The sequence below is a fragment of the Microbacterium sp. BH-3-3-3 genome, assembly GCF_007679045.1.
Lineage (GTDB): Bacteria > Actinomycetota > Actinomycetes > Actinomycetales > Microbacteriaceae > Microbacterium > Microbacterium algihabitans.
Genome location: NZ_VEFS01000001.1, coordinates 37393 through 59853 on the forward strand (window position 1 = coordinate 37393; position 22461 = coordinate 59853).

32 protein-coding genes are annotated in these 22461 nt (G+C 71.3%); 15 read left to right on the forward strand and 17 right to left on the reverse strand.

The genetic code is table 11. The features are described from left to right. Positions 1 to 116 precede the first annotated feature (116 nt). On the forward strand, positions 117 to 332 hold the full coding sequence (locus FS769_RS00205) for a DUF2945 domain-containing protein (RefSeq protein WP_144827817.1): 216 nt from the start codon (positions 117 to 119) through the stop codon (positions 330 to 332). A gap of 392 nt (positions 333 to 724) precedes the next feature. Here FS769_RS00205 and FS769_RS00210 read toward each other — a convergent pair whose 3' ends face one another. Both FS769_RS00210 and FS769_RS17215 read right to left on the reverse strand, forming a co-directional pair. Further along, a complete protein-coding gene (locus FS769_RS00210; RefSeq protein WP_144827820.1) occupies positions 725 to 2164 on the reverse strand; it encodes a cryptochrome/photolyase family protein in 1440 nt (479 codons plus the stop codon). Beyond that, positions 2161 to 2316, reverse strand: a complete 156-nt coding sequence (locus FS769_RS17215) for a DUF2256 domain-containing protein (protein WP_144827823.1) — start codon at positions 2314 to 2316, stop codon at positions 2161 to 2163. The genes FS769_RS00210 and FS769_RS17215 overlap by 4 nt, the downstream gene beginning before the upstream one ends. A gap of 111 nt (positions 2317 to 2427) precedes the next feature. Here FS769_RS17215 and FS769_RS16995 point away from each other — a divergent pair, with 111 nt between their 5' ends. Beyond that, positions 2428 to 2559: a hypothetical protein gene (locus FS769_RS16995; protein WP_260979653.1), complete on the forward strand. Its 132-nt coding sequence runs from the start codon at positions 2428 to 2430 to the stop codon at positions 2557 to 2559. 38 nt (positions 2560 to 2597) lie between these two features. Here the strand turns inward: FS769_RS16995 and FS769_RS00220 are convergent, their stop codons facing one another. Next, positions 2598 to 3089, reverse strand: coding sequence for a pyridoxamine 5'-phosphate oxidase family protein (locus FS769_RS00220; RefSeq protein WP_144827826.1), 492 nt, complete (start codon positions 3087 to 3089; stop codon positions 2598 to 2600). 54 nt (positions 3090 to 3143) lie between these two features. Further along, positions 3144 to 3482, reverse strand: coding sequence for a biopolymer transporter Tol (locus FS769_RS00225; RefSeq protein ID WP_144827829.1), 339 nt, complete (start codon positions 3480 to 3482; stop codon positions 3144 to 3146). A gap of 229 nt (positions 3483 to 3711) precedes the next feature. Here FS769_RS00225 and FS769_RS00230 point away from each other — a divergent pair, with 229 nt between their 5' ends. The 3 genes from FS769_RS00230 (at position 3712) to FS769_RS00240 (ending at position 5619) form a co-directional block, all read left to right on the forward strand. Next, a complete protein-coding gene (locus tag FS769_RS00230; protein WP_144827832.1) occupies positions 3712 to 3996 on the forward strand; it encodes a hypothetical protein in 285 nt (94 codons plus the stop codon). 16 nt (positions 3997 to 4012) lie between these two features. Further along, positions 4013 to 4216, forward strand: a complete 204-nt coding sequence (locus FS769_RS00235; RefSeq protein ID WP_094733682.1) for a cold-shock protein — start codon at positions 4013 to 4015, stop codon at positions 4214 to 4216. Between the two features lie 218 nt (positions 4217 to 4434). After that, positions 4435 to 5619: an acyl-CoA desaturase gene (locus FS769_RS00240; protein WP_144827835.1), complete on the forward strand. Its 1185-nt coding sequence runs from the start codon at positions 4435 to 4437 to the stop codon at positions 5617 to 5619. Positions 5620 to 5666: 47 nt separating this feature from the next. Here the strand turns inward: FS769_RS00240 and FS769_RS00245 are convergent, their stop codons facing one another. Both FS769_RS00245 and FS769_RS00250 read right to left on the reverse strand, forming a co-directional pair. Continuing rightward, a complete protein-coding gene (locus FS769_RS00245) occupies positions 5667 to 6272 on the reverse strand; it encodes a M15 family metallopeptidase (RefSeq protein WP_144827837.1) in 606 nt (201 codons plus the stop codon). An 80-nt stretch (positions 6273 to 6352) separates the two neighbouring features. Then, entirely contained in the window at positions 6353 to 6856 is a 504-nt protein-coding gene (locus tag FS769_RS00250; protein WP_144827839.1) for a metallophosphoesterase family protein, read from the reverse strand. A 78-nt stretch (positions 6857 to 6934) separates the two neighbouring features. Between FS769_RS00250 and FS769_RS00255 the strand changes: the two genes are divergently transcribed. Continuing rightward, positions 6935 to 7603 (forward strand): response regulator transcription factor, encoded by a 669-nt coding sequence (locus tag FS769_RS00255; protein ID WP_144827842.1) that lies wholly within the window; start codon positions 6935 to 6937, stop codon positions 7601 to 7603. Next, entirely contained in the window at positions 7596 to 8678 is a 1083-nt protein-coding gene (locus tag FS769_RS00260) for a HAMP domain-containing sensor histidine kinase (protein ID WP_144827845.1), read from the forward strand. Before FS769_RS00255 ends, FS769_RS00260 begins: the two co-directional genes overlap by 8 nt. A gap of 116 nt (positions 8679 to 8794) precedes the next feature. Here FS769_RS00260 and FS769_RS00265 read toward each other — a convergent pair whose 3' ends face one another. Continuing rightward, positions 8795 to 9220, reverse strand: a complete 426-nt coding sequence (locus tag FS769_RS00265) for a VanZ family protein (RefSeq protein ID WP_186325365.1) — start codon at positions 9218 to 9220, stop codon at positions 8795 to 8797. Between the two features lie 111 nt (positions 9221 to 9331). On the opposite strand from FS769_RS00265, the gene FS769_RS17000 reads away from it, so the two are divergent. Then, positions 9332 to 9715: a DUF3054 domain-containing protein gene (locus FS769_RS17000; protein ID WP_186325366.1), complete on the forward strand. Its 384-nt coding sequence runs from the start codon at positions 9332 to 9334 to the stop codon at positions 9713 to 9715. Between the two features lie 36 nt (positions 9716 to 9751). Here the strand turns inward: FS769_RS17000 and FS769_RS00275 are convergent, their stop codons facing one another. Beyond that, positions 9752 to 10264: a glycine cleavage system protein R gene (locus tag FS769_RS00275; RefSeq protein ID WP_144827851.1), complete on the reverse strand. Its 513-nt coding sequence runs from the start codon at positions 10262 to 10264 to the stop codon at positions 9752 to 9754. 64 nt (positions 10265 to 10328) lie between these two features. On the opposite strand from FS769_RS00275, the gene FS769_RS00280 reads away from it, so the two are divergent. Both FS769_RS00280 and FS769_RS00285 read left to right on the forward strand, forming a co-directional pair. Beyond that, positions 10329 to 10607, forward strand: a complete 279-nt coding sequence (locus FS769_RS00280) for a DUF6412 domain-containing protein (RefSeq protein ID WP_144827854.1) — start codon at positions 10329 to 10331, stop codon at positions 10605 to 10607. A gap of 115 nt (positions 10608 to 10722) precedes the next feature. Further along, positions 10723 to 11454 carry a membrane protein insertase YidC gene (locus tag FS769_RS00285; protein ID WP_144827856.1) on the forward strand — a complete coding sequence of 244 codons (732 nt, stop codon included), beginning with the start codon at positions 10723 to 10725 and terminating at the stop codon, positions 11452 to 11454. Here the strand turns inward: FS769_RS00285 and FS769_RS00290 are convergent. From FS769_RS00290 to FS769_RS00300, 3 genes are all read right to left on the reverse strand, one after another. After that, positions 11426 to 12703, reverse strand: a complete 1278-nt coding sequence (locus FS769_RS00290) for an MFS transporter (RefSeq protein WP_144827859.1) — start codon at positions 12701 to 12703, stop codon at positions 11426 to 11428. The two genes, FS769_RS00285 and FS769_RS00290, sit on opposite strands and share 29 nt — an antisense overlap. Positions 12704 to 12828: 125 nt before the next feature. Next, positions 12829 to 13044, reverse strand: a complete 216-nt coding sequence (locus FS769_RS00295; RefSeq protein WP_144827862.1) for an SCO4848 family membrane protein — start codon at positions 13042 to 13044, stop codon at positions 12829 to 12831. 38 nt (positions 13045 to 13082) lie between these two features. After that, positions 13083 to 13424 (reverse strand): TraR/DksA C4-type zinc finger protein, encoded by a 342-nt coding sequence (locus FS769_RS00300; protein WP_144827864.1) that lies wholly within the window; start codon positions 13422 to 13424, stop codon positions 13083 to 13085. 52 nt (positions 13425 to 13476) lie between these two features. Here FS769_RS00300 and FS769_RS00305 point away from each other — a divergent pair, with 52 nt between their 5' ends. Further along, positions 13477 to 13836 carry a DUF2834 domain-containing protein gene (locus FS769_RS00305; RefSeq protein WP_144827867.1) on the forward strand — a complete coding sequence of 120 codons (360 nt, stop codon included), beginning with the start codon at positions 13477 to 13479 and terminating at the stop codon, positions 13834 to 13836. Between the two features lie 74 nt (positions 13837 to 13910). Here FS769_RS00305 and FS769_RS00310 read toward each other — a convergent pair whose 3' ends face one another. Next, on the reverse strand, positions 13911 to 14771 hold the full coding sequence (locus FS769_RS00310) for an SDR family oxidoreductase (protein WP_144827870.1): 861 nt from the start codon (positions 14769 to 14771) through the stop codon (positions 13911 to 13913). 93 nt (positions 14772 to 14864) lie between these two features. Between FS769_RS00310 and FS769_RS00315 the strand changes: the two genes are divergently transcribed. From FS769_RS00315 to FS769_RS00325, 3 genes are all read left to right on the forward strand, one after another. Next, a complete protein-coding gene (locus tag FS769_RS00315; protein WP_144827872.1) occupies positions 14865 to 15233 on the forward strand; it encodes a helix-turn-helix domain-containing protein in 369 nt (122 codons plus the stop codon). A 2-nt stretch (positions 15234 to 15235) separates the two neighbouring features. Continuing rightward, on the forward strand, positions 15236 to 16291 hold the full coding sequence (locus tag FS769_RS00320; protein WP_260979654.1) for an aromatic acid exporter family protein: 1056 nt from the start codon (positions 15236 to 15238) through the stop codon (positions 16289 to 16291). Between the two features lie 130 nt (positions 16292 to 16421). Beyond that, positions 16422 to 17081, forward strand: a complete 660-nt coding sequence (locus FS769_RS00325; RefSeq protein ID WP_144827875.1) for an LON peptidase substrate-binding domain-containing protein — start codon at positions 16422 to 16424, stop codon at positions 17079 to 17081. Between the two features lie 11 nt (positions 17082 to 17092). On the opposite strand, the gene FS769_RS00330 is transcribed toward FS769_RS00325, so the two are convergent. From FS769_RS00330 to FS769_RS17155, 3 genes are read right to left on the reverse strand one after another with little or no spacing between them, the layout of a single operon-like run. Then, positions 17093 to 17869 (reverse strand): isocitrate lyase/phosphoenolpyruvate mutase family protein, encoded by a 777-nt coding sequence (locus FS769_RS00330; RefSeq protein ID WP_144827878.1) that lies wholly within the window; start codon positions 17867 to 17869, stop codon positions 17093 to 17095. After that, entirely contained in the window at positions 17866 to 18540 is a 675-nt protein-coding gene (locus FS769_RS00335) for an SDR family oxidoreductase (RefSeq protein ID WP_144827880.1), read from the reverse strand. Before FS769_RS00335 ends, FS769_RS00330 begins: the two co-directional genes overlap by 4 nt. 1 nt (position 18541) lies before the next feature. Then, complete coding sequence (locus FS769_RS17155) at positions 18542 to 19423, reverse strand: TIGR03618 family F420-dependent PPOX class oxidoreductase (RefSeq protein ID WP_313959264.1); 882 nt, start codon at positions 19421 to 19423, stop codon at positions 18542 to 18544. 49 nt (positions 19424 to 19472) lie between these two features. On the opposite strand from FS769_RS17155, the gene FS769_RS00350 reads away from it, so the two are divergent. Beyond that, positions 19473 to 20384 carry a 5'-3' exonuclease gene (locus FS769_RS00350; protein WP_144827883.1) on the forward strand — a complete coding sequence of 304 codons (912 nt, stop codon included), beginning with the start codon at positions 19473 to 19475 and terminating at the stop codon, positions 20382 to 20384. A 3-nt stretch (positions 20385 to 20387) separates the two neighbouring features. Here FS769_RS00350 and FS769_RS00355 read toward each other — a convergent pair whose 3' ends face one another. Beyond that, positions 20388 to 21380 carry a PHP domain-containing protein gene (locus FS769_RS00355; protein ID WP_144827886.1) on the reverse strand — a complete coding sequence of 331 codons (993 nt, stop codon included), beginning with the start codon at positions 21378 to 21380 and terminating at the stop codon, positions 20388 to 20390. A 3-nt stretch (positions 21381 to 21383) separates the two neighbouring features. Then, positions 21384 to 22445, reverse strand: a complete 1062-nt coding sequence (gene trpD / locus FS769_RS00360; protein WP_144827888.1) for an anthranilate phosphoribosyltransferase — start codon at positions 22443 to 22445, stop codon at positions 21384 to 21386. Positions 22446 to 22461: the final 16 nt, after the last annotated feature.

Sequence of the window (22461 nt, forward strand, 5' to 3'; positions counted from 1 at the left end):
TTCCCGGCCGTCCATCATCGCAGCGATCGCTCGCGACGCGCTCCGCTGCTGTCAATCCCCCGATGCACGCTCCCGCCGCTCGACACCATGAACCCACATCAACGGAAGGAAGCGTCATGTCGAAGGATCTGTCGAAGGGCGACCGCGTGAGCTGGGACACCCCGCAGGGCCGCACCCAGGGTGAGGTCGTGGAGAAGAAGACGAAGGACTTCCAGCACGACGGGCAGAAGTTCACGGCATCCGCCGACGACCCGGCCTACATCGTGAAGTCGGAGAAGACGGATGCCACCGCCGCCCACAAGGGCTCGGCGCTGAACAAGCTGAAGAGCTGAGCCAGGTCGCGGGGCCTCCCACCCAGGTCCCTGAGCCTGTCGGAGGGACCGGACCCCACGGGAGACCGGCGGCCCACCCAGGTCCCTGAGCTTGTCGAAGGGATCCACGGGAGACCGGCGGCCCACCCAGGTCCCTGAGCTTGTCGAAGGGATCCGCGGGAACCGGTGGCTTCGACAAGCTCAGCCACCTCCGAACCCAGGTCCCTGAGCCTGTCGAAGGGACCGCGACCCACGGGACTCGGTGACTTCGACAAGCTCAGCCACCTCCCACCACGAGACCGGTGGCTTCGACAAGCTCAGCCACCTCCGAACCCAGGTCCCTGAGCCCGTCGAAGGGACCGGAACCACCACGAGACCGGTGACTTCGACAAGCTCAGCCACCTCCGCCCGCGCTACCCCTGCGCGTCGCGCCGCTTGCGCATCTGCGCCAGCGCGAGGCTCAGCCGGTGGTTGCCGGCCAGCACGTCCTCGTGCCGTTCGAGGAACCCCCAGTACGCGTCGGTGAAGACCGAGTCCTTGGCCTCCTGCGCCGAGGGCCACCACGACCCCATCTTCTGCAGGTACGCGCCGCCCGAGACGTAGGGCTTGGTCGCGACGAACCCGCCGTCGGCGAACTGGCTCATGCCCATGACGTTGGGCACCATGACCCAGTCGTACGCGTCGACGAACAGCGCGAGGAACCAGTCGTTGACCTGTCGGGGCGCGTAGCCCTGCAGCAGGAACCAGTTGCCCAGCACCATCAGGCGCTCGATGTGGTGCGCGTAGCCCCACTCGTGCACGCGCTCGAGCACCGTGCGCACGGGGACCGGCAGGTCACTCGGCATCCGCTCACCCGAGTACCAGTACTTCTCGATCCTCTTCTCGAGGTGCAGCGCGTTGACGTGCTCGAGCTTCGGGTGCGCCCGGTACATGCCGCGCATGTACTCGCGCCACCCGATGACCTGACGGATGAACCCCTCGACGGATGCCAGGGGCGCATCCGTCCGCGTGGCTGCGGCGACCACTTCTTCGACGGTGAGCAGGCCGATGTTGAGCATCGGCGAGATGATCGCGTGGAAGAGGAACGGCTCGTCGGCCTTCATCGCGTCTTCGTAGCGGCCGAAGTCGTGCAGGCGCTCCGCGACGAAGACGTCGAGCCAGTCGCGGGAGTCCGCGGGAGTCACGGGGAGCCAGAAGTCGGCCGCGCTGCCGGGGTGCTCGGGGTAGCGCTCGTCGACCTCGGCGATCACCGTGCGAGTGGTCTCGTCGTGCTCGAGATGCGGCAGCGGGGGGATCTCGATCCCCTTCTTCGGCAGCGCCTTGCGGTTGTCCGCGTCGAAGTTCCAGCGCCGCCCCGCCGGCTTCCCGCCGTCCATCAGGATGCCGGTGCGCCGGCGCTGCCAGTGGTAGAAGTCCTCCATGAGCGGCGTCTGGTGCTCCGAGAACCAGGCGTCGACGTCGTCTTCGGGGGTGAGGAAGAGCCCGTCCGAGAGCACGTCGGTCTCGATGTCGTGCGCCTGGCAGATGCGAGCGATGCGCTCGTCGACGGGGCGGTTGGGGTCGCTCATCCACGTCAGCTCGGTGACCCGGTGCTTTTTGAGCAGCTTCTCGAGCCCGGCCTTGAAGGTGAGGTCGTCGTCGAGCGTGATGCGACGAACGGTCTTGCCCTCGGCCTCGAGGCGTGCGGCGGTGTGCCGCATCGCCGACACGAGCAGCACGATCTTGTGGCGGTGGTACGGGAGCTTGGCGAAGCGGGGCGCCGACTCGATGAAGAAGAACTCCTCGATGCCCTCGTCGGTGTACGCGGGATGCTCGTCGAACTGCTGCGTCGCGAGGATCAGGGCGGCCCTCATGCGTGGCGCCTCTGGGCGGCGGCTTTCGCGCGGCAGCCCCGCGAGCAGTAGAGCACCTGGTCCCACTGGTCGCGTCCGCTCCAGCGCTTGCGGTCGGTGAAGGGCCGTCCGCAGTAGGCGCAGGGTTTCGAGCGGACCTCGGGTCGTGACATGCCGTCATCGTCGCAAAGCGGGCATCCGGCATCCGGGGGCTTGCGCTGCACAGCACACCGGTGCGCGCAAGGCCCGCGCGCGGAGGCGGCGGATCGTGGTCGGGTGTCGGCATGGACACCACACACGACCGCAGCAACGACACCGCCGACGAGCCCGACGAGCTCGAGACGGCCGATGCGCCCGTCATCCCCGACACCACCGACGACGACGACGCGCCCGTCGACAATCCCTCGGGCGGGTGACCTCGCGGCACGGCGCGGCCGCGAGGTCCGCGCCGTGCTCAGTCGGTCAGGTCGAAGGTCTGCTTCTCGCCGCCGCGCGGCCGGTCGCCGGTGACCTTCGAGGTGACGAGGGCGATCGCGGTGGCGAGGCGTCCGCCGACGCTCCCCCAGTACTCGCCGGTGAGGGTCGAGACCTTCAAGAGGGTCACCCCGGGCGACTCGGGACCATCGGGGAACCATGCCTCCACCGTGGTCGACCACAGCTCCTTCAACTTCGCGAGGTCGTCGACCACCTCGGCCTCTCCCGCGAGCGACAGCCACGTGCCGTCGGTGCTGAACGACAGCCCGACCTTGGGGTCGCGCCGCACGTGTTCGACAGCCGAGGCGTGGGTGCCGACGATGAACCAGAGGTCGCCGTCCGACTCCTTCTCCTGCACGGTCAGCGGGTGCGCGTGCAGTGCGCCGTCTTCGGCGCGGGTGGTGACCATGGCGAAGCGGAACTTCTTGAGCAGATCGTTGAGCGTCTCGAGCTCGGTGGCGGTGGATGACATGGGGCTTCCCCTCGTTTCGTGGACCTTCAGCCCACCGCCTCCTCGCGTCCGGCGCTACGCGTTGACGCCGTCGTCGCCATCTGCTCTCGGCGGCGCGATCGCGTCGAGTTCGTCGAGTGCCTCTTCGGCGCGGCCCACGCGCGCCGCGACCTCGTCATCCCACCACCGGGGCCCGCGCTCCCCCAGCCCGTGCTTGGCCAGGCCCACCCGGCGCCGCGCGGCGGCGACCGCCTCGTCGTCGCCGGCCCGCTTCGCGGTGCCCACCGTCGACCGTGCGCGACCCAGGTGCGAGCGCAGGCGCTCAGCGATCTGCGCGGGCAGTGCGGGGTCGGTGCGACGCCACCGGCGTCCGTCGATCACCAGCCATCGGTCGTCGTCGTCTGCGGATGCCATGTGCCCAGTGCAGCGCAGCCACCGTCCCCGCGAAATCGCCCGGGCGTCTCGCAGACTTCCGTGCTACGGTGAGGTTATTCGTTCTGGGACTTGCTTCATCGACGCCCGCCTCATCGCTGAGATGCCGGGCGCACGGCGCCGAGCCGTTTACGAAGGCAATCCCTCCCTCAATCATCGCGTGCACCGCTTGATGGCATCCGCCACCGCATCGCACTCGCGGAAAGTTTCTGTGTCTCTGCTTCACCCTTCGCCACTCGCGTGGCGCCAGGCCGATCTCGACGTGTTCGTCGCGATGGCCGGATCCGACTACGCCGGTTTCGTCGGCGCGGCCACCTCGGGCTATGAAGCCCAGGGTCCGCTCGGCGAGAATCTCGGCGTCCACGCGTCCGTCGTGGCGGCTCAGGCCGCCGTCGACGGGCATCGCGTACGCGACACCTTCCCGGTGTTGCGGCGTCCCCGTCCGCTCCGCATGCGTCGGAGCGGCACCCACGGCCGCGTCTGCGGCCCAACATGAATAAAGGAAGAACACGATGGCCACTGGCACCGTGAAATGGTTCAACTCCGAAAAGGGCTACGGCTTCATCGCTCCCGATGACGGCTCGGCCGACCTCTTCGCGCACTTCAGCGCGATCCAGGGCAACGGCTTCAAGGAGCTCGCAGAGGCCCAGAAGGTCGAGTTCGACGCTGAGCAGGGCCCCAAGGGCATGCAGGCTGCGAACATTCGCCCCCTCTGAGCATCGCTCCGCACCGCGAGGGCCGGTGCGTCGCTGACGCGACGCGCCGGCCTTCGCCGTTCGAGGCGTGAGAGCCGGGTGCGTCGCTTCGGCGACGCCCCGGTTTTCGTTGTCTTTCCGCGGGTTTTCACGGTCGCGGACGAACGCTTGCGCTTCCGTTTCCCGTGAGCCTGCTGGACGTGTGCTCGTATGCCGAGCCCTCCATACATCGCCCGATAATGTGGGCCCGAGCCCGGGAAGCCGCCCTGGCTCGAGAACCCGGTCACCCCCGATCCGAGGAGCAGAGCATCGCTTCCACCATCGTCGAGTCCCGCCTCGGCCCCGTTCGTCAGACCTACTCCGGCACGAAGGAGTTCCCCCCGCTCACGAAGGCCTACACAGAGCTGTCTCAGGTCGTCCGTGAGAGCGGACTCCTCGTGCGCACGCCGGTCTTCTACTCCGTCGTCGCCGGAGCGATCGTGCTCGGCCTCGCCGGGTGCGTGACCGCCTTCATCCTGCTCGGCGACAGCTGGTTCCAGCTGATCGTCGCAGCGGTGCTCGGCATCCTGTTCACGCAGGTCGCCTTCCTCGCCCACGAGGCCGCGCACCGCCAGATCTTCGCCTCCGGTCCCGCCAACGACCGACTCGGGCTGCTCATCGGCAACGGCATCGTCGGCATGAGCCGCTCGTGGTGGGCGTCGAAGCACACGCGTCACCACGCCAACCCCAACCGCGTCGACAAAGACCCCGACATCGAGATCGACACGATCTCGTTCCTCGATGTCGACGCGGCCAAGGCCCGCGGCGTCCAGCGCTGGATCACCCAGCGCCAGGGCTACCTGTTCTTCCCCCTGCTGGCGTTCGAGGGCATCAACCTCTACGTCCTCGCCTTCCGCCACCTGTTCTCGCGCGGCGAGGTCAAGGGCCGCTGGGGCGAGATCGCGCTGCTGACGCTGCGTCACGCCCTCTTCATCGCACCGATCTTCATCTTCCTGCCGGTGGGTCTCGCGTTCGCGTTCTTCGGCGTCTCGGTCGCGGTCTTCGGCATCTACATGGGCGCGTCCTTCGCTCCCAACCACAAGGGCATGCCGATCATCGAGCCCGGAGCCAAGCTCGACTTCTTCAGCAAGCAGGTGCGCACCTCGCGCAACGTCTCCGGCGGCTGGTGGGCCACGTGGCTCATGGGCGGTCTGAACTACCAGATCGAGCACCACCTGTTCCCGAACATGCCGCGCCCGCACCTCAGCAAGGCCCGCGCCATCGTTCGCGAGCAGTGCGCGACGCTGGACGTCCCCTACGTCGAGACGACCCTGTTCCAGTCGTACGGCATCGTCATCGCGTACCTGAACCGCGTGGGCCTCGCCGCCCGCGACCCGTTCGACTGCCCGCTGACCTCCCCCACCCGGCAACTGAACGTCGAGTGAGATTGTTCGACGGCGCCGCACCCGCAAGGGGCGGCGCCGTCGTCGTTTCATCCCCGCGCGTCGGCGATCGGTTCGGGGCACTCGCCCCCGGCATCCGTCGCCTTCTCGAAGTGCCAGCGCTCGTTGGCGTAGGTCTGGCACAGGCCCCATTCGCGGCCGTGTTCGATGATCCACAGTTGCGCGTCGAGCGATCCGATGTCGACGGCGTTGCCCGTGACATGGCTCGAGCCCTCGGGTGAGGCGACGTACTGTCGCGCGATCGCCTCGGTGCCGTAGGTGCGGATCGCGTCGCCGAGCAGCCAGCGCTGGTAGTCGGCGCTGCGCCACCCGCTGGTGACGTCGAACACGATCCCGTCGTCCGCGGCCGCCGCCTGTGCGGAGCGCAGCGCCTCGCGCAGCTCGCCGTCGAGTCCGGTCATCGCCGGATGACGCTCGTCGTCGACCGTGAGCGGCGACTCGGCCGGGATCATGCCGTCGGCCTCGGCGGGGGCGAACGGCGCGTGGGCGGCGACCCCCGCCGCGAACGACGAGGCGGTGCTCGCCGCGAGCAGGGCGGCCAGCACGGTCAGGGCGAGGGCGATCGCGGCGGCGATCGCGAGCAGGGCGAGTCGCTGACGGGAGGGCGAAGGGACGAGGGATGCCGAAGGAGCCATGACCCCAGTCGAGCGGAGGCCGCGTTGCCACGGCGTATGGCCGCGACGATACGGCGGCGATAACCCGGTCGGGACGGCTCTCAGTCGCGCGAGACCTCGTGCAGCACGACGTCGCGCACCGCGCCGTCGTCGAGCGTCGCGGTCATCAGCGTGCACGCCGGCTGCCGTCGTCGGTCGGTCGGCGAACCGGGGTTGAGAAGGCGCAGTCCGTTCGGGGTCACCGTGTCCCACGGGATGTGACTGTGCCCGAACACGAGCAGGTCGGTGTCGGGGTACGCGGCATCCATCCTCTTGTCCCGTCCCGTCGCGGCCCCCGTCTCGTGCACCACCGCCAGCCGCACCCCGTCGATCTCCGTGCGGGCGACTTCGGGCAGACGCGAACGTAGGTCAACGCCGTCGTTGTTGCCCCACACCCCGAGCACGGGGCCGAGCGTTTCGAGTTCGTCGAGCACGCTCGCGCTCACCCAGTCGCCCGCGTGCACGATGAGGTCGACTCCGGATGCCGCGTGCCGGACCGCCTCGGGGAGCACGCGCGCCCGCTTCGGCACGTGCGTGTCGGCCACGAGGAGCAGTCTGGTCGCCATGCCCCCACGCTACCGACGCGGGTGGGGATGCGCGCCGGGCATACGTCGGCGATATGCCGCCCCGCCTACGATGACGGGATGCGCGTGCTGATCGTCGAGGACGAACCCTTCCTCGCCGAGGCGATCCGTGACGGCCTGCGCCTCGAAGCGATCGCCGCCGACATCGCCGGCGACGGCGACACCGCGCTCGAGCTGCTCGGGTACACCTCGTACGACGTGGTGGTACTCGACCGCGACATCCCGGGGCCGAACGGCGACGAGATCGCCCGGCACCTCAGCGCGCAGCCCGCCGCTCCGCGCGTGCTCATGCTGACCGCCGCCGACCGGCTCGACGACAAGGCGCGCGGTTTCGAGAGCGGCGCCGACGACTACCTGACCAAGCCCTTCGTGCTGCGCGAGCTCGTGATGCGCCTGCACGCCCTCGCCCGCCGCCCCGCGGCCTCGACCCCGCCGGTGCTCGAGCAGCACGGCATCCGTCTCGATCCCTTCCGCCGCGAGGTCTACCGCGACGGCAGATACGTCTCACTCACCCGCAAGCAGTTCGCGGTGCTGCAGGTGCTCATGGGCGCGGGCGGCGGGGTCGTCAGCGCCGAGACCCTGCTCGAGCGCGCGTGGGACGAGAACGCCGACCCGTTCACCAACGCGGTGCGCATCACGATCTCGACGCTGCGCAAGCGTCTCGGTGAGCCGTGGCTGATCCAGACGGTCGCGGGAGTGGGCTACCGCATGGGGCCGGCCGATGCGTGAGCGCGCCCCGGGTCTCTCGATCCGCCTCAAGCTCACGCTGAGCTACGCGGCGTTCGTCGTGATCGTGGGGATCGCGGTATTCGTCGTCGGGTTTCTCGTGCTGCGGTTCGTTCCCGACGGCAACCTGTACTCCGAGAGCGGGACGTTCACGCCCGGCCGGGGCGATCTGATCGACGTGTTCGTCCGCTACGCCTGGTACGCGGTGCTCGCCCTCGCCGTCATCGGCCTCGGCGGCGGGTGGGTCGTCTCGGGGCTCATGCTGCGGCCCCTGCACCGCATCACCGACGCCGCGCGCGCCGTGCGCGGCGGAGACCTCGCCCACCGCGTCGATCTGCCGGGGCGTCGCGACGAGCTGACCGAGCTCGCCGACACCTTCGACGCGATGCTCGCGCGGGTCGAGCTGACCCTCGACGAACAGCAGCGGTTCGCCGCCAACGCCTCGCACGAGCTGCGCACCCCGCACGCGACGATGCGCACGCTGCTCGAGGTGGCGCGCGCCGATCCCGACGGCATCGACCTCGAGCGCCTGCTGCACCGGCTCGACCTCACCAACGAACGCGCGATCCGTCTGACCGAGGCCCTCCTGGCCCTCGCCCGCTCGACCCGCGCGGGCGAGCTCTCGCGCGAGCCCGTCGACGTCGACGCCGTCATCGCCGCGGTCGCTGACGAAGCGCGCCCCGACGCCGACGCCGCGCGACTCGACCTCGCCGTGCTGCCGGGCACCGGCGGCATCGCGCGCGTCGACGAGACGTTGATGCGTCAGGCCGTCGCGAACCTCGTGCGCAACGCACTCGTACACAACATCGACGGCGGATGGGCGCGCGTGGCCGTGACCGGCCGCGACGACGAAGTGGTCGTCGACGTCGACAACTCGGGCGAGGTGCTCTCGCGAGAACTCGTCGCCACCCTGCCCGAGCCGTTCGTGCGGGGCGCGGGACGCACGCGCGGGCGCGCCGACGGCACGGGACTCGGGCTCGCCATCGTCGCCTCGATCGCCCGCGCGCACGGCGGGCACCTCGAGCTGTGGCCCGGCGAGGCCGGAGGGCTGCGCGCCCGCCTGCGCCTGCCGCGCTGACACCCCTCCGCTCGGCGGCGCGATCCCGTGTCGACCTCGCGCCGAGCAGCGGGCGCGAGACCGACGCGCCACTCGCCGCCTCGCGCCGATCAGCGGGCGCAAGGCCGACGCGCGGCTCAGCGCCGCGCGATCAGCCGGATCACGAGCACGACGACCGTCCCGATCAGGGCGCCGAGGGTGTTGGACGCCACGTCGTCGGCATCCGGAACCCGACCCGGGATCAGCGTCTGCGCGATCTCGACGGTGAGCGACACGGCGGCTCCCACGAGGACGGATGCCGGCGCCCACCGCAGCGGCAGCAGAAGGGCGACGGCGGCTCCCAGTGGAACGAAGAACAGGACGTTGAGCGCCACGTCGGCGCCCGCACCGAACAGCAGGGCGCTCCCCCACGGCGGGAGATGATCGAGGGCATCGAGCACCAGCGTCCGCGCCGGCCACGCGATCGTGCGCGGAGCGAGGGTCAGGGCGGCCACGGCGGCCAGCACGGCGCCGGCGACCCGCAGGCGCGGCGCGGAGAAGACGGAAGCGGATCGATCGGACACGGTGACCTCCAGGGTGCGGAGATCCCATCCCACCGACCCGCCTGTTGTCCCGACGTCTCGCGACCGCGATACACGGACGATACGTCGCCGCGCGGCGCGCAGAATGGAGGCGTGTCCTCTTCGCGTCGCTCCCCCGCCCTCGCCCTGCTCCTCGACGTCGTGCTGGTCGTCGTCTTCGCGGCGATCGGGAGGGCGACCCACGACGGCGACGTGCTGGGCCCGTTCGGTTCCGGACTCGCCACCACCGCGTGGCCCTTCGTCGCGGCGCTGCTGATCGGGTGGGCGGTCACGCGCGCGTGGCGCCGACCCACGACCCTGGTGCGCACCGGTCTGCCGGTGTGGGCGATCACCGTCGCGCTCGGCATGGTGCTGCGTGCGCTCAGCGGTCAGGGCGTGGCGGTGGCGTTCATCATCGTCGCGACGATCACCCTCGCGGTGTTCCTGCTCGGGTGGCGCGGCCTCGCGCGTCTCGCGGCGCGGCGGCGTCGGGCCTGACGCGCGTCGCCCGTCCGCGCGAGCGCCGCTTCGGCCTCAGTCGGCGAGCGTGACGTCGACCTGGATCTCGGCGGCGAGGCGCTCGAGCTCGGCCACCAGGTCGTCGACCTCGACGTCGGCGGCCACCGTCGCCGTGATCGACGCCTCGAACAGGCGCCCGCCGGCCATGGCGGCATCCGTCGTCTGCGTCGACATGCGCTCGATGCTCGCCCCGCGCGCGCTGAGCGCCGCCGACACCTCGCGGACGATGCCCGGCCGGTCGTTGCCGACCACGTCGAAGGTGACCGAGCGCGGCGCCGCGGCGGCGAGCGAGCCGCTGCCCGCGTGAACCGTGACGGTGAGGGTGCCCGCGAGCCCCTCGAGGGCGGCGCGCAGGTCGTCGGCGCGTTCGGGAGTCACCGACACCTCGACGATGCCGGCGAACGCTCCCGCCAGTTCGGCGAGTTCGCTGTTCTCCCAGTTGCCGCCGTGGGCGCCGACGATGTCGGCGACCGCGGACACGAGGCCCGCGCGGTCATCGCCGACGACGGTGAGGACGAGGGTGGTCATGGCGACAGCGTACCCACGGCCGCGCTGATACCGTGAGGTTTCCGACCCGACAGGAGGTGAGCGCATGATCGCGTCGATCATCGCGACCATCAACCTCCTGCTCGCGTTCGCCGAGCTGTCGCTCACCCCCGGTTCCGACGCCCCGCTGCTGGCTGTCGTGCTGGCCGCCGCGGTCGTCGTCACGGTCGCGGTCGTGCTGCTCGTCGTGCCCGGGCTCGTGGCATCCGCCCCTCGGCCCTCGCCGCGTCCGATCGACCCTTCCGCGCTGGTGGCGCAGAGCGATCCGGATGCCGCGGGGCACCCGCGCCCGCGCGCTCCGGGGCTCGCGATCCCGGTCGCGTAGCCCGCCGTCCGCCGCCCTCGCGGCATCCGGTGCCCTCACGCGACCACCGGTCGTTCGTGCGCGCTCGCGCCGGCGACCGGTCCTGCCGTGATCGCCGCACCGATTGGACGCCCCGTTGGACCTCTTCGCCTTCCCTCCCCTCGCCCTTCTGCTCGACCTGACCACCCGAGCCCTGCTCGCCCTCACCACCGCGCTCGAACCCGTCACCGCGGGGGCGGCCGCCGCTGTGGCGGTGGTCGTCGTGACGCTGCTCGTGCGCCTCGTGCTGATCCCGGTCGGGGTCTCGCAGGCCCGCGCCGAACAGACGCGTGCTCGTCTCGCTCCGCGCCTGCGCGCCCTGCAGCAGCGGTGGAAGGGCAACACCGAACGCCTGCAGCGCGAGACGATGCAGCTGTACCGCGACGAGGGGGCCTCGCCCGTGGCCGGATGCCTGCCCCTGCTGGCCCAGGCTCCCGTGGTGGGGCTGCTCTACGCCGTCTTCCTGCACCCGACCGTGGGCGGCCAGGCCAACGCCCTGCTCGCGCACGATCTGCTGGGCGCACCGCTCGGGCGGAGCCTCGTCGCCGCCGTCACGACCGGAACCGCGGATGCCGGGACCCTGGCGGTCTTCGCGGTGCTGGTGGCCGTCATCGTCGCCGCCGCCGAGCTGACCCGTCGTCTGCTGCGGCCGGCGGTCGACCCGGCCGCCCCCGCATGGACGACGCCCCTCTTCGGCGCGCTGCAGTTCACGACGGCGGTGGTGGCGCTGTTCGTGCCTCTGGCCGCCGCCCTCTACCTCACGGTGACGACGGTGTGGACGCTCGTGCAGCGGGTGGTGCTCAGGCGGCGCTACCCGCTGCCGGCGTGAGCGCCGAGCGGGCGTCCCACCGCTTCGACCACGACGCGTTCACCGCGGCCATCGCGAGCACCAGCACCGCGGCCGCGGCCGGGAAGAGCAGCGCGGTCTCCACCGAATCGTTCTCGGCGACCGCTCCGGTGACCGCCGACGACAGTGCCTGGGCGAGCGTGAGGGCCGACGCGAGGATCGTCATGGTCGAGGCGGTGCGCCCGCGCGGCGCGCGGTGCCCGGCAAGGCTGAACAGCGTCACCAGTGAGGGGCCGACGCCGATGCCCATCAGGCACAGCACCAGCGTCACCGTGGGCACCGATCCGCCGACCGAGTACGCCCCCGCCGACGCGGTGAGGATCACGGCGAACACGACCAGGCGCCAGCGCAGGGTGAACCGCTCGGGGATCACCGCGACGGCCAGTGCCAGCACGGCCGAGCCCACGCCCATGACGCCGTACAGCAACGCGCCCGCCTCGGGAGCGCCCTGCGCCTCCATGAACGCGGTCAGCGAGGTGAGGGTCGACCCGAAGAACAGCCCGACACCGAAGACGGCCGCCACCAGCACGAGCATGCGCGGGTGCAGCAGTTCGCGGAACGGCGCCATCGCGGTGCGCTCCGACCGCTCCGGAACCGCCCGCCCGGTGGGGTGCAGGGCGAAGGCCGTGACGAAGACGAAGCTCAACAGCGCGGCACCCGCGATCGGAGCCCACGGGGCGATGAGCGCCGCCAGCACACCGACCACGAACGGGCCGATCACGAAGGCCGTCTCGTCCGCCGCCGACTCGTACGCCATGGCCCGCGAGAAGGTGCGCTCGCGTCGCGTGGGGTGCACGCGATCGCCGATGAGGGCCATGACGCGACTGCGCGACATCGCCGCCGTCTGCGGGCCGGTGAGGCCGATCGCGGCGGCCGCCCCGAGCAGCAGCGCCTCGGAGCTCGCGGCCTGCACGACGAGGGGGAAGAGTGCGAGCAGGATGCCGTTCGCCAGGCCCACCGGCACGAGCACGCGCCGCTGTCCGAAGCGGTCGGCGAGGTCGCCGAGCACGGGGCCCGCGACGACGACGCCGAGGCCGACCGCGGCGGAGGTCAGGCCGCCGAGGGCGACCGAACCGCGCTCGGCGACGACGATGGCCAGCACCCCCACCGTCATCATCGCGAACGGCAGACGGGCGATGAAGGCGACGGGGAAGTACCAGAACCCCGTGTGGTGGATCAGGGAGCGGTGGGCGACGGCCGGGGAGGCGGGTGGGTGTGCGGGCGCAAACATGGAGCGGTCTCTCGGAGGCGATGGAACGTGCCGCCTTGCCGGGTCCGGTAGGTAGTTGCACAGCGTGCGGCGGGCGAACCCGCTCGACGATTCTACCGCGGGGCGCTGAAGAGCGCCCGGGAAGCTCAGCTCACGAGGGCGGCGATCGCCGCGATCACGGATGCCAGGGCCAGCACCAGCGCGACGGCGATGAGCACCGTGTGCACGATCAGGAACGGCGTCGGCTTTCCGGCGGCGTCCCGCGCGCGCGGGTCTTTCGCGATGCGCGGGTAGAAGCGGGGCCAGACGACGGCGTTGAACACGGCGTTGGCGAAGAGCAGCACGATCAGCAGGGGTTCCACGCCTCGAGCCTACGCGCGGGCTGCCTCTCGGCCGGCCGTCACGCGGCGCACGCGATGCACCGACGCGCGAACGGGCGCACCTCGAGCCGGGCGTCGGCGATCGGTCGACCGCACACCTCGCACACCCCGAAGGTCCCGGATGCCACGCGCTCGCGCGCCGCGCGGATCTCGGCCCGCTCCGCCTCGGCTCCACGTCGCAGCGCATCGACCTGCGCCCACTCCCCCGACAGCGTCGAGCCCTCGGGGTCGTGCTCGTCGTCGGCGGTGCCGTCGGCGCGGTCGTGGCGGAGGCTCTCCTCGTCGTCGTGCAACCGCGCGAGACGGTGCTCCACCTCGCGCTCGAGGTGGTCGAGCATGCGCCCCGCGGTCATGGCATCCATCCTTCGACGCTAGCCCCCACCGCCGACACCGGCACTGCGGCAGGATCGGCTCATGAGCGAGCTTCGACGACACTGGACCCCGACCGCTGTGGTGTTCCTCGCCCTCGCGGTCGCGGGACTCATCGGCACCTGGACCTTCAACGTCTTCGCGATCGTGCAGATGCGCGACTTCCTCGGAGACCTCGTCTCGAGCGGACCGGCGGTGTCGTCCATCACCGTCGACCTGCTGATCGTCGCCATCGCCGGAAGCGTGTTCATCATCGTCGAGGCGCGACGGCTCGGCATGCGCTTCGCATGGCTGTACATCGTGCTGTCGGGGATCACGGCGTTCGCGTTCACGTTCCCGCTGTTCCTCGCGATGCGCCAGCGGCACCTGACCGCGCGGCGGTCCTCCCCCACCCAGCCCGCGTGAGAGGTCACTTCGTGTCGCCTCGGCGGGGCTGCACGCGACAGAAGATGATGACCCCTCACGCGAGAGGGTCGGGCTTAGCGCGAGGCGAGACCCGCGCGCAGGCCCTCGACCAGCGGAGTCGTCGGGCGGCCGATGATGCGCGCGAGCGATCCGTCGGTCTCCGACAGTGCCCCGCGCGCGATCGCGTCGTCGATGCCCGCGACGAACGCCGCGGTCCCGGCGTCCAGCCCCGCGGCCTCGAGTCCGGCGGTGAGCTGCTCGAGCGAAACGCGCGTGTAGGTGACCGGGCGACCGAGCACCTCGGCGGCGGCGGCCGCGAGCTCGTCGTACGTCCACGCGACGTCTCCGCCGATCTCGATCGTCAGTCCCGCCAGGTCGTCGGTCGTCAGCGCGACGGCGGCGGCCTCGGCGTAGTCGCGACGGCTGGCGCTCGCCACCCGCGCGTCACCCACGGCGGCGACGATCTCGCCGGTGTCGGCGGCGCGCGCCACGGAGTCCAGGTAGTTCTCGGTGTACCAGTTGTTGCGCAGGATCGTGGCGCTCACGCCCGAGGCGGCGATCGCCTGCTCGGTGGCCTTGTGGTCGGCGCCGAGCGCGTAGTCCACCTCGTCGACGCGCGGGGCGCTGGTGTACACGAGACGCTCGATGCCGGCCGCGCGTGCGGCGTCGATGACGTTGCGGTGGCCCGAGACGCGGTCGGCGTCGGTGCCCGAGATGAGCAGCACGCGCGTGACGCCCTCGAGGGCGGCAGCGAGGGTCTCGGGGCGGGCGTAGTCGAGCTCGACCACATTCACGCCGTTGTCGGCGAGGTCGGCGGCCTTGGCCGGCGTGCGGACGCCGGCGACGATGTCGGATGCCGCGACGCCGCGCTCGCGCAGGGCGTCGACGACGAGGCGGCCGAGGTGGCCGGTGGCGGCGGTGACGAGAATGGTCATGGGGTGGTCCTTTCGACGGGTTCCCCCGGTGCAACCGCCCGCGCGGGAGCGCATTCCGGAATGCCGGTACCCACTTTCTGGTTAGGTACTTACATGAGCGTCAGTCTTAGCGATCTGCGGGGACGCAACCCCGAAATCTTCGCCGACGGGTGCCCCACCCGCACCGTGCTCGATCATGTGATGGGCAAGTGGGGCATCCTCGTGCTCGTCGCCCTGTCCGACGGGACGCAGCGGTGGGGAGCCCTCCGGCGCAATATCGCCGGGATCAGCGAGAAGATGCTCGCGAGCACCCTCAAGACGCTCGAGGCCGACGGGCTGGTCGCTCGCACCGCCTACCCCGAGGTGCCGCCGCGCGTCGAGTACGCGCTGACCGACCGCGGCCGCGACCTCATGACGCGCGTCATCCCCCTCATGGAGTGGGTCGCCGACAACGCCGACGACATTGTCGCGCGACGGAGTTGACCGTGCGCCTGCCGTCGACGCGCGCCATGCGCGACTCGCTCACCGTCCGCGCACCCCGACGCGTCCCGCTGCTGCAGGTGACGAAGTCGGCGATCGCGATCGTCGCGGCGTGGCTGATCGCCGGCTGGCTCGTGCAGGGGCCGCCGCCCATCTTCGCCGCCATCGCCGCCCTGCTCGTCGTGCAGCCGAGCATCAACCAGTCGTTCACGCGCGCCGTCGAGCGCAGCGTCGGGGTCATCGTCGGTGTCGTGATCGCCGCCCTGCTCGGGCTGGTCTTCGGGTCGCAGCCGTGGGTCGCGCTGCTGTCGGCCGGTGTCGCCCTCGTCGTGGCGTGGGCCGCGCGCATCTCGCCCGGCGCGACCAACCAGATCGCGATCAGCGCTCTGCTGGTGCTCGCCCTGGGCACCGCAACCCCCAACTACGCGCTCGACCGCGTGCTCGAGACCCTCATCGGCGCGGCGATCGGCATCGTCGTCAACGCCGTGCTCGTGCCGCCCGTGCTGGTTCCGAGCGCGCGCGAGAAGGTCGAGGTGCTCGGCCGCGAATTGGCCGAAGCGCTCGAGCGTCTCGCCGCGGCCCTCGAAACTCCGCAGACACCCGCCTCGCTCGAGGGGCTGCTGCTCGAAGCCCGCCTGCTGCGCCCCGTGCGCGACGCCGCGGCGACGGCGATCACCGACGCCACCGACTCTCTCGCCCTCAACCCGCGCAGCGGGAGGCACCGCAACGACCTCGTCGGGATGCGCGACCTGCTGGAGCGCTTCTCGCCCGTCGTCACGCAGACGATCGGCATGACCCGCGCCGTCTACGACGGCTACGAAGCCACGATCGCGGACGAACCCGCGGTGCGCGCGATCGCCGAGCAACTGCACCGCGCGGCCCACGACGTACGTCTCGCCTTCGCGGTGGATGCCGGCCCCGAGCGCCTCGTCGAAGAGGAGCCGGCACTGACCCGGCCCCTGCAGATCCAGACCCCCTCGACCGCGCACTGGGTGCTGGTGGGGTCGTTGCTGATGGACCTGCACCGCGTGCACGAGACACTGCGCGACGCCGCCGACTGACCGACGGAAACACGGCATCCGGATGCCGACACCCCGGCCGAACCGCGGACTCCCACCGCCGACGCCGCCGGCGCGCTGTGGATTCGCCGCACGCGGCCCGCGCCGCGCCCCGCGCTGGTTGACTGGGCGCATGGGTACCGCGATGTTCCCCCTCGGCGCCGTCCTCTTCCCGCACACGCCCCTGGCTCTGCGGATCTTCGAGGAACGCTACCTCGTGATGCTCGGTCGTCTGCTCGACGAGACCGACCCCTCGTTCGGCGTCGTTCTCATCGAACGCGGGACCGAGACGGGCGGCGGCGACCAGCGCTTCGCTCTGGGCACGATGGCCCAGCTCAGCCAGGTTGTGCCCCTCGCCGACCAGATGCAGGTCCTCGCGCACGGAACGCAGCGCTTCGAGATCGTCGAGTGGCTCGATGACGCGCCCTATCCCCGCGCCGACGTCCGGTCCCTGCCCGACCTCGAATGGAACGAGGCGCTTTCTCCTCTGCTCGACGAGGCCGAACGCATCGTGCGCCGCGTGCTCGGCAAGGCCCAGCAGTTCGGCGGCACGCGGTGGGACCCCGAGGTCGAACTCGCCGAAGAGCCGCTGCCGCGCGCATGGCAGGTGGCCGCGATCGCCCCGCTCGGCGAACTCGACCAGATGGAGCTGCTGCGTTCGAAGACGCTCGGCGGACTCCTGCGGGCGACGATCGATCTGACCCTCGCCGCCGAGCCTCTGCTCGGCGACCCCGTCCCCGACGGCGTGATCGTCGTCACCGACGACGACTCCACCCCCGGGGACGAGGACTGAGCGGCGCGGGCTCAGTTCAGCGCGCGCACCGACGAGGGGATCACGCCGTCGCCGTACAGGTCGATCGCGAGGTCCTGCAGAGCGGTCAGCGCCACGCGCTGGGTCTGCGGGCCGTACGAGATGCGGGCGACGCCGAGAGCCTCGTACTCCGCGGCCGTGAGCGCCCCGGGCACACCGATCACACTGAGCCGGCGCTCTCCGATGCCCTCCACGAGGCGTCGCGTCGTCTCGGCGTCGAGCAGCCCCGGGACGAACACCGAGGTGGCGCCCGCCGCGAGGAAGGCGCGGCCGCGCTCGACGGCATCCGCCACCTTGTCGTCGAGGGGCCGATCGGCACCCTTGAGGAACACGTCGGTGCGCGCGTTCAGCACGAACGGCACACCCTCCGCCTCACCGGCTGCGATGACCGCTTCGACGGCCGCGATGGCCTCGGCCAGCGGCTTGACGCGGTCCTCGACGTTCGCTCCGACGACTCCCACGCCGATCGCGCGCCGCGTGGTCTCGCCGGGGTTTCCGAAGCCCGAGTCGAGGTCGGCCGTGACGGGTACGTCGACGGCGGCGACGATGCGACCGACCATGTCGAGCATGACGTCGAGGGGGATGTTCTCGCCGTCCTCGTAGCCGAAGGTCGCGGCGATCGAGTGGCCGGCCGTGGCGAGCGCCTTGGTCTCGGGCAGCGCCGCGACGGCGGTGGCCGACACGACGTCCCAGATGTTGACGACCCGGAGGATCTCGGGAGCGGTGTGGAGCTGGGCGAAGGCCTGGGCCTTGTCACTGAGGGCGGTCATGCGTGGTCTCCTGTCGTGCGGGTCTCGTCGTCGACGATGGCCTCGGCGATCAGCGTGTCACCCGCACCGAAGCGGATGAAGCGACCGATCGTCGCGGGCTGGATCAGCACCGCGGCGGCGACGGCGGCGACGTCGGCGCGCGACACCTCGCCCTTGCCCTGCGGAGCCGTGGTGATGCGACCGGTCGGCGGGTCGAGCGTCAGCGTGCCGGGGCCGAGGATGGTCCAGTCGAGCTCGCTCGCGCGCAGGTGGTCGTCGGCCGCGAGCTTCGCGTCGGCGTAGGCGAAGAACGAGTCGTCGGGGTCGATGCCGTGGTCGGGGGTCGAACCGATCCACGACACCATGACGAAGCGACGCACGCCCGCCTGTGCGGCGGCGTCGACGGCCCGCTGCGCGGCGTCGCGGTCGACCGCGTACGTGCGCTCAGCGCTGCCGCCGCCCGCTCCGGCCGACCATACGATCGCGTCGGCGCCGGCGAACGCCTCGGCCATCTCGTCGACGTCGGCGCTTTCGACGTCGAGCACGAGGGGCGTGCCGCCCGCCTGCTCGATGTCGTCCTTCTGCTCGGGCTTGCGGATGACCGAGGTGGCCTCGTCTCCGCGGTCCGCCAGCAGACGCGCCAGGTGCAGGGCCACCTTGCCGTGGCCGCCGATGATCACAATTCGTTCCATGTCACTGTCCTCCGACTTTCTCGATCGACATCTTCAGGATCACGCGGTCGGCGCTGTCCGGTGGCGCCTCCTGTTCCGCGTTGCCGTAACGCTTTCCGAGGTGCACGTAGAACGCGCCCGTCGGATCGGGTTCGGCCTCGACGAGCCGCCCGCGCACTTCGATGTAGCGGTAGGGCTGCGCCGGGTCGAAGACCATCAGGCTCATCGAGGGGTTCTGCTGCAGGTTGCGGAACTTCTGCCGCGTGGTCGTGTGCGTGAACAGCAGGTGCTCGCCGTCGAAGTCGAACCACATCGGATTCACCTGCACCGTTCCGTCGGGACGGACGGTGCCGAGGCTTCCGTAGTTCGGGTTCTCGAGCAGGTCGCGGTGCGCGTCGGGGATCATGCGTGTCCTTTCGCCGAGGATCCGCTCACGACCGTACGCCGAACCTCCGACACGCCCGTTCGGGCTTGACGCCTCGCCCCGGGCCGCTCGTCCGCCGCGCTCGTCCACGTCGCCGTCGACGTACACCCAGCGGCCCGCTCGACGCACGAAGCGGCTGCGTTCGCGCAGTTCGCCGGCCTCGCTCCCGTGCCGCCAGCGCGCGCGGAAGCTCACCTCCGCGGCATCCGCCCCCTCCTCCGCCGACACGATGTCGAGGCCGATCCACCGGGTGCCGTCGCCGACCTCGATCTCGTCGGGACGGGTGCGCGGATGCCACGAGCGCGCGAGGTGGGCCGCATCGCCGACCGCGAAGGCGGTGTAGCGCGACCGCATCAACCGCTCGGCCCCGGGGGCCGGTTCTCCGTCGAGGAGGGGGCCGCAGTGCGTTCCGAATTCCCCCTCGCCGCAGGGGCACGCGTCGGTGGCGGAGGGGCGGACGGATGCCGAGCCGAAAGACATCCCGCCACTCTAGGTCGCGGTGTCGGACCCCCGTGCCAGGATCGGGGGTGTGACCGACCGCCTCATGCTCCTCGACACCGCGTCGCTGTACTTCCGCGCCTTCTACGGGGTGCCCGACAAGGTGAGGGCCCCCGACGGCACCTCGGTCAATGCGGCGCGGGGTCTGCTCGACATGATCGCCAAGCTCGTCACCACGTACGAGCCCACGCGCCTCGTCGCGTGCTGGGACGACGACTGGCGTCCCGCGTGGCGCGTCGACCTTCTCCCGAGTTACAAGGCGCACCGCGTCGTCGAGGCGGTCGCGACCGGACCCGACGTCGAAGAGGTGCCCGACCCGCTCGAGGCGCAGCTGCCGGTCATCCGCGCGGCGCTCGAGGTGCTCGGCATCCCGATCTCGGGGGCGAGCGACCACGAGGCCGACGACGTGATCGGCACCCTCGCGACCCGCGCCGATGTCCCGGTCGACATCGTCACGGGCGACCGCGACCTGTTCCAGCTCGTCGACGACGACCGGGGCATCCGCGTCGTGTACACGGCGCGCGGCATGAGCAACCTCGAGATCGTCGACGATGCGGCCGTCGTCTCCAAGTACGGGGTGCACGCCGCGCAGTACGCCGATTTCGCGGCTCTGCGAGGCGACCCCTCCGACGGACTCCCCGGTGTCGCCGGCATCGGCGAGAAGTCCGCGGCGTCGCTGCTCGCGGCCTGCGCGACCCTCGACGGCATCCGCGCGGCCGCCGCCGACGGCAGTGCCGGCACGCCCGCACAGCGCGCGAAGATCCTCGCCGCCTCCGACTACCTCGACGTCGCGCCGACGGTCGTGCGTGTCGCGCGCGATCTCGACCTCGCGCCCTTCGACGACCGCCTGCGTCCCGTCGACCACGACGGCGCGGTGGCGCTCGCCGACACGTGGAACCTCGGGTCCTCGATGACCCGCGTGCTCGCCGCGCTCCCGCGCTGAGCCTCAGCGGGTGCGCTCGAGCCACTCCCTCAGCTTCTCGAGCGGCCACGTCGTGACGATCCGGTCGACCGGAACCCCGAGCGCCTCGGCCCGTGCGGCCCCGTGGTCGAGCAGTGAGAGCTGTCCGGGCGCGTGCGCGTCGGAGTCGATGGAGAACAGGCACCCGGCCTCGATCGCCATCACCAGCAGCTCGTCGGGCGGATCCTGCCGCTCGGGTCGCGAGTTGATCTCGACCGCGACGCCCGACTCCGCGCACGCGGCGAACACGGCCGCCGCGTCGAACTCCGACGGAGGGCGCGTACCCCGCGCTCCCTCGACCAGCCGACCCGTGACGTGTCCCAGCACGTCGACCCGCGGATCCCCCGCCGCCGCCACCAGACGCTTCGTCATGGGGGCGCGGTCCATGCGCAGTTTCGAATGGGCGGATGCCACGACCACATCGAGCGCGTGCAGCAGCTCGTCCTCCTGGTCGAGCGCACCGTCGTCGAGGATGTCGACCTCGATGCCCGTCAGCAGTGTGAAGCCGTCGCCGCGGTGACCGCGAACGATCTCCATCTGCGCGCGCAGGCGTTCGGGCGACAGGCCGTTCGCCACCGTCAAGCGGGGCGAGTGGTCGGTGAGGGCGAGGTACTCGTGCCCCAGCCCGCGTGCGGCGTCGACCATCGCCTCGATCGGGGTGAGCCCGTCCGACCAGTCGCTGTGGCTGTGCAGGTCGCCGCGTAGGCGCGCGCGCAGCTCGGCTCCGCCGACGGGCGCCGCCTCGGCGCGGAGGGTCGCGAGACGCTCGGGCACCTCACCCGCGAGGGCCTGGGTGATGACCGCGTACGTCGAGTCGCCGATGCCCGCGCGTCGCCGGAGGGCAGGATCGCGGAGTTCGGCGTCGCTCAGCCCCTCGATCGCGGCGGCGGCGGTACGGAACGCCTTGCTCTTGTAGCGCGACGACCTTTCCCGCTCGAGCAGATACGCGATCTCGGTGAGGGCGTCGAGCGGGTTCACGATCTACTCCGCCAGAGCCTTCGACGTGTCGACCCAGGCGTCGAGCTTGGCCTCGGCGCGCCCGTCGTCGATCGCGGCGGCGGCGTCGGCCATCGCCTCGGCCAGGCGTTCGAGGATGGGCCGCTGCACCTGGGTCGCGTCGCGGAACAGGCGGAACGAGACCAGGCCCGCCGCCGCGTTCAACAGCACGATGTCGCGAACGGGACCCGACTCGCCGCCGAGCACGCGGCGCACGACGGTGGCGTTGTGGTCGGGCGTCCCGCCCAGGAGGTCGTCCATGTCGGCGAGAGGAAGACCGAGGTCGCGCGGATCGAGGTCGTGCTCGTGCACGTCGCCGCGGCTGATCTCCCACACGCGGCTGTGGCCGGTGGTGGTCAGCTCGTCGAGGCCGTCGTCGCCGCGGAACACCAGCGCGGTCGCGCCGCGGGTACGGAACACGCCCGTGATCAGCGGCACGCGGTCGAGGTGCGCGACGCCGACGGCGTTCGCTTCGGCGCGTGCGGGGTTGCACAGCGGCCCGAGGAAGTTGAAGACCGTCGGCACGCCCAGCTCCGAGCGCGTGGCGGCCGCGTGGCGGAAGCCGGGGTGGAACGCCGAGGCGAAGGCGAAGGTGATGCCCGTGCGGTCGAGGATCTCGGCGACCTTCTCGGGCGACAGCGTCAGCGCGATGCCCAACGACGACAACACGTCGGACGCTCCGGATGCCGAGCTCGCGGCGCGATTGCCGTGCTTGACGACGGGGACTCCGGATGCCGCGGCCACCACGGCCGCCATCGTCGAGATGTTGACGGTGCCGTAGCGGTCCCCGCCGGTACCGACGATGTCGAGCACGTCCGCGCGGACGGGGAGGGGCACCGCCGCTTCGAGGATGGCGTCGCGGAAGCCGACGATCTCCTCGACGGTCTCGCCCTTGGCGCGCAGCGCCATGAGGAATCCGGCCAATTGAGAGGGCGTCGCACGCCCCGCCATGACCTCGCGCATCGCCCACGTGGACTCCGACACGCTGAGGTCGTCGCCGGCGAGCAGCGAGGCGAGAAGATCGGGCCAGGTGAAGCGTTCCGCCATGCGGCAATCCTTTCAC

What these genes read in the sequence shown, in the direction of transcription:
- FS769_RS00205 (WP_144827817.1), top strand. Translation starts at nt 117, where the DNA reads ATGTCGAAGGATCTGTCGAAGGGCGACCGCGTGAGCTGGGACACCCCG.
- FS769_RS00210 (WP_144827820.1), bottom strand. Translation starts at nt 2,164, where the DNA reads ATGAGGGCCGCCCTGATCCTCGCGACGCAGCAGTTCGACGAGCATCCC.
- FS769_RS17215 (WP_144827823.1), bottom strand. Translation starts at nt 2,316, where the DNA reads ATGTCACGACCCGAGGTCCGCTCGAAACCCTGCGCCTACTGCGGACGG.
- FS769_RS16995 (WP_260979653.1), top strand. Translation starts at nt 2,428, where the DNA reads ATGGACACCACACACGACCGCAGCAACGACACCGCCGACGAGCCCGAC.
- FS769_RS00220 (WP_144827826.1), bottom strand. Translation starts at nt 3,089, where the DNA reads ATGTCATCCACCGCCACCGAGCTCGAGACGCTCAACGATCTGCTCAAG.
- FS769_RS00225 (WP_144827829.1), bottom strand. Translation starts at nt 3,482, where the DNA reads ATGGCATCCGCAGACGACGACGACCGATGGCTGGTGATCGACGGACGC.
- FS769_RS00235 (WP_094733682.1), top strand. Translation starts at nt 4,013, where the DNA reads ATGGCCACTGGCACCGTGAAATGGTTCAACTCCGAAAAGGGCTACGGC.
- FS769_RS00240 (WP_144827835.1), top strand. Translation starts at nt 4,435, where the DNA reads ATGTGGGCCCGAGCCCGGGAAGCCGCCCTGGCTCGAGAACCCGGTCAC.
- FS769_RS00245 (WP_144827837.1), bottom strand. Translation starts at nt 6,272, where the DNA reads ATGGCTCCTTCGGCATCCCTCGTCCCTTCGCCCTCCCGTCAGCGACTC.
- FS769_RS00250 (WP_144827839.1), bottom strand. Translation starts at nt 6,856, where the DNA reads ATGGCGACCAGACTGCTCCTCGTGGCCGACACGCACGTGCCGAAGCGG.
- FS769_RS00255 (WP_144827842.1), top strand. Translation starts at nt 6,935, where the DNA reads ATGCGCGTGCTGATCGTCGAGGACGAACCCTTCCTCGCCGAGGCGATC.
- FS769_RS00260 (WP_144827845.1), top strand. Translation starts at nt 7,596, where the DNA reads ATGCGTGAGCGCGCCCCGGGTCTCTCGATCCGCCTCAAGCTCACGCTG.
- FS769_RS00275 (WP_144827851.1), bottom strand. Translation starts at nt 10,264, where the DNA reads ATGACCACCCTCGTCCTCACCGTCGTCGGCGATGACCGCGCGGGCCTC.
- FS769_RS00280 (WP_144827854.1), top strand. Translation starts at nt 10,329, where the DNA reads ATGATCGCGTCGATCATCGCGACCATCAACCTCCTGCTCGCGTTCGCC.
- FS769_RS00290 (WP_144827859.1), bottom strand. Translation starts at nt 12,703, where the DNA reads ATGTTTGCGCCCGCACACCCACCCGCCTCCCCGGCCGTCGCCCACCGC.
- FS769_RS00300 (WP_144827864.1), bottom strand. Translation starts at nt 13,424, where the DNA reads ATGGATGCCATGACCGCGGGGCGCATGCTCGACCACCTCGAGCGCGAG.
- FS769_RS00305 (WP_144827867.1), top strand. Translation starts at nt 13,477, where the DNA reads ATGAGCGAGCTTCGACGACACTGGACCCCGACCGCTGTGGTGTTCCTC.
- FS769_RS00310 (WP_144827870.1), bottom strand. Translation starts at nt 14,771, where the DNA reads ATGACCATTCTCGTCACCGCCGCCACCGGCCACCTCGGCCGCCTCGTC.
- FS769_RS00315 (WP_144827872.1), top strand. Translation starts at nt 14,865, where the DNA reads ATGAGCGTCAGTCTTAGCGATCTGCGGGGACGCAACCCCGAAATCTTC.
- FS769_RS00325 (WP_144827875.1), top strand. Translation starts at nt 16,422, where the DNA reads ATGGGTACCGCGATGTTCCCCCTCGGCGCCGTCCTCTTCCCGCACACG.
- FS769_RS00330 (WP_144827878.1), bottom strand. Translation starts at nt 17,869, where the DNA reads ATGACCGCCCTCAGTGACAAGGCCCAGGCCTTCGCCCAGCTCCACACC.
- FS769_RS00335 (WP_144827880.1), bottom strand. Translation starts at nt 18,540, where the DNA reads ATGGAACGAATTGTGATCATCGGCGGCCACGGCAAGGTGGCCCTGCAC.
- FS769_RS17155 (WP_313959264.1), bottom strand. Translation starts at nt 19,423, where the DNA reads ATGTCTTTCGGCTCGGCATCCGTCCGCCCCTCCGCCACCGACGCGTGC.
- trpD (WP_144827888.1), bottom strand. Translation starts at nt 22,445, where the DNA reads ATGGCGGAACGCTTCACCTGGCCCGATCTTCTCGCCTCGCTGCTCGCC.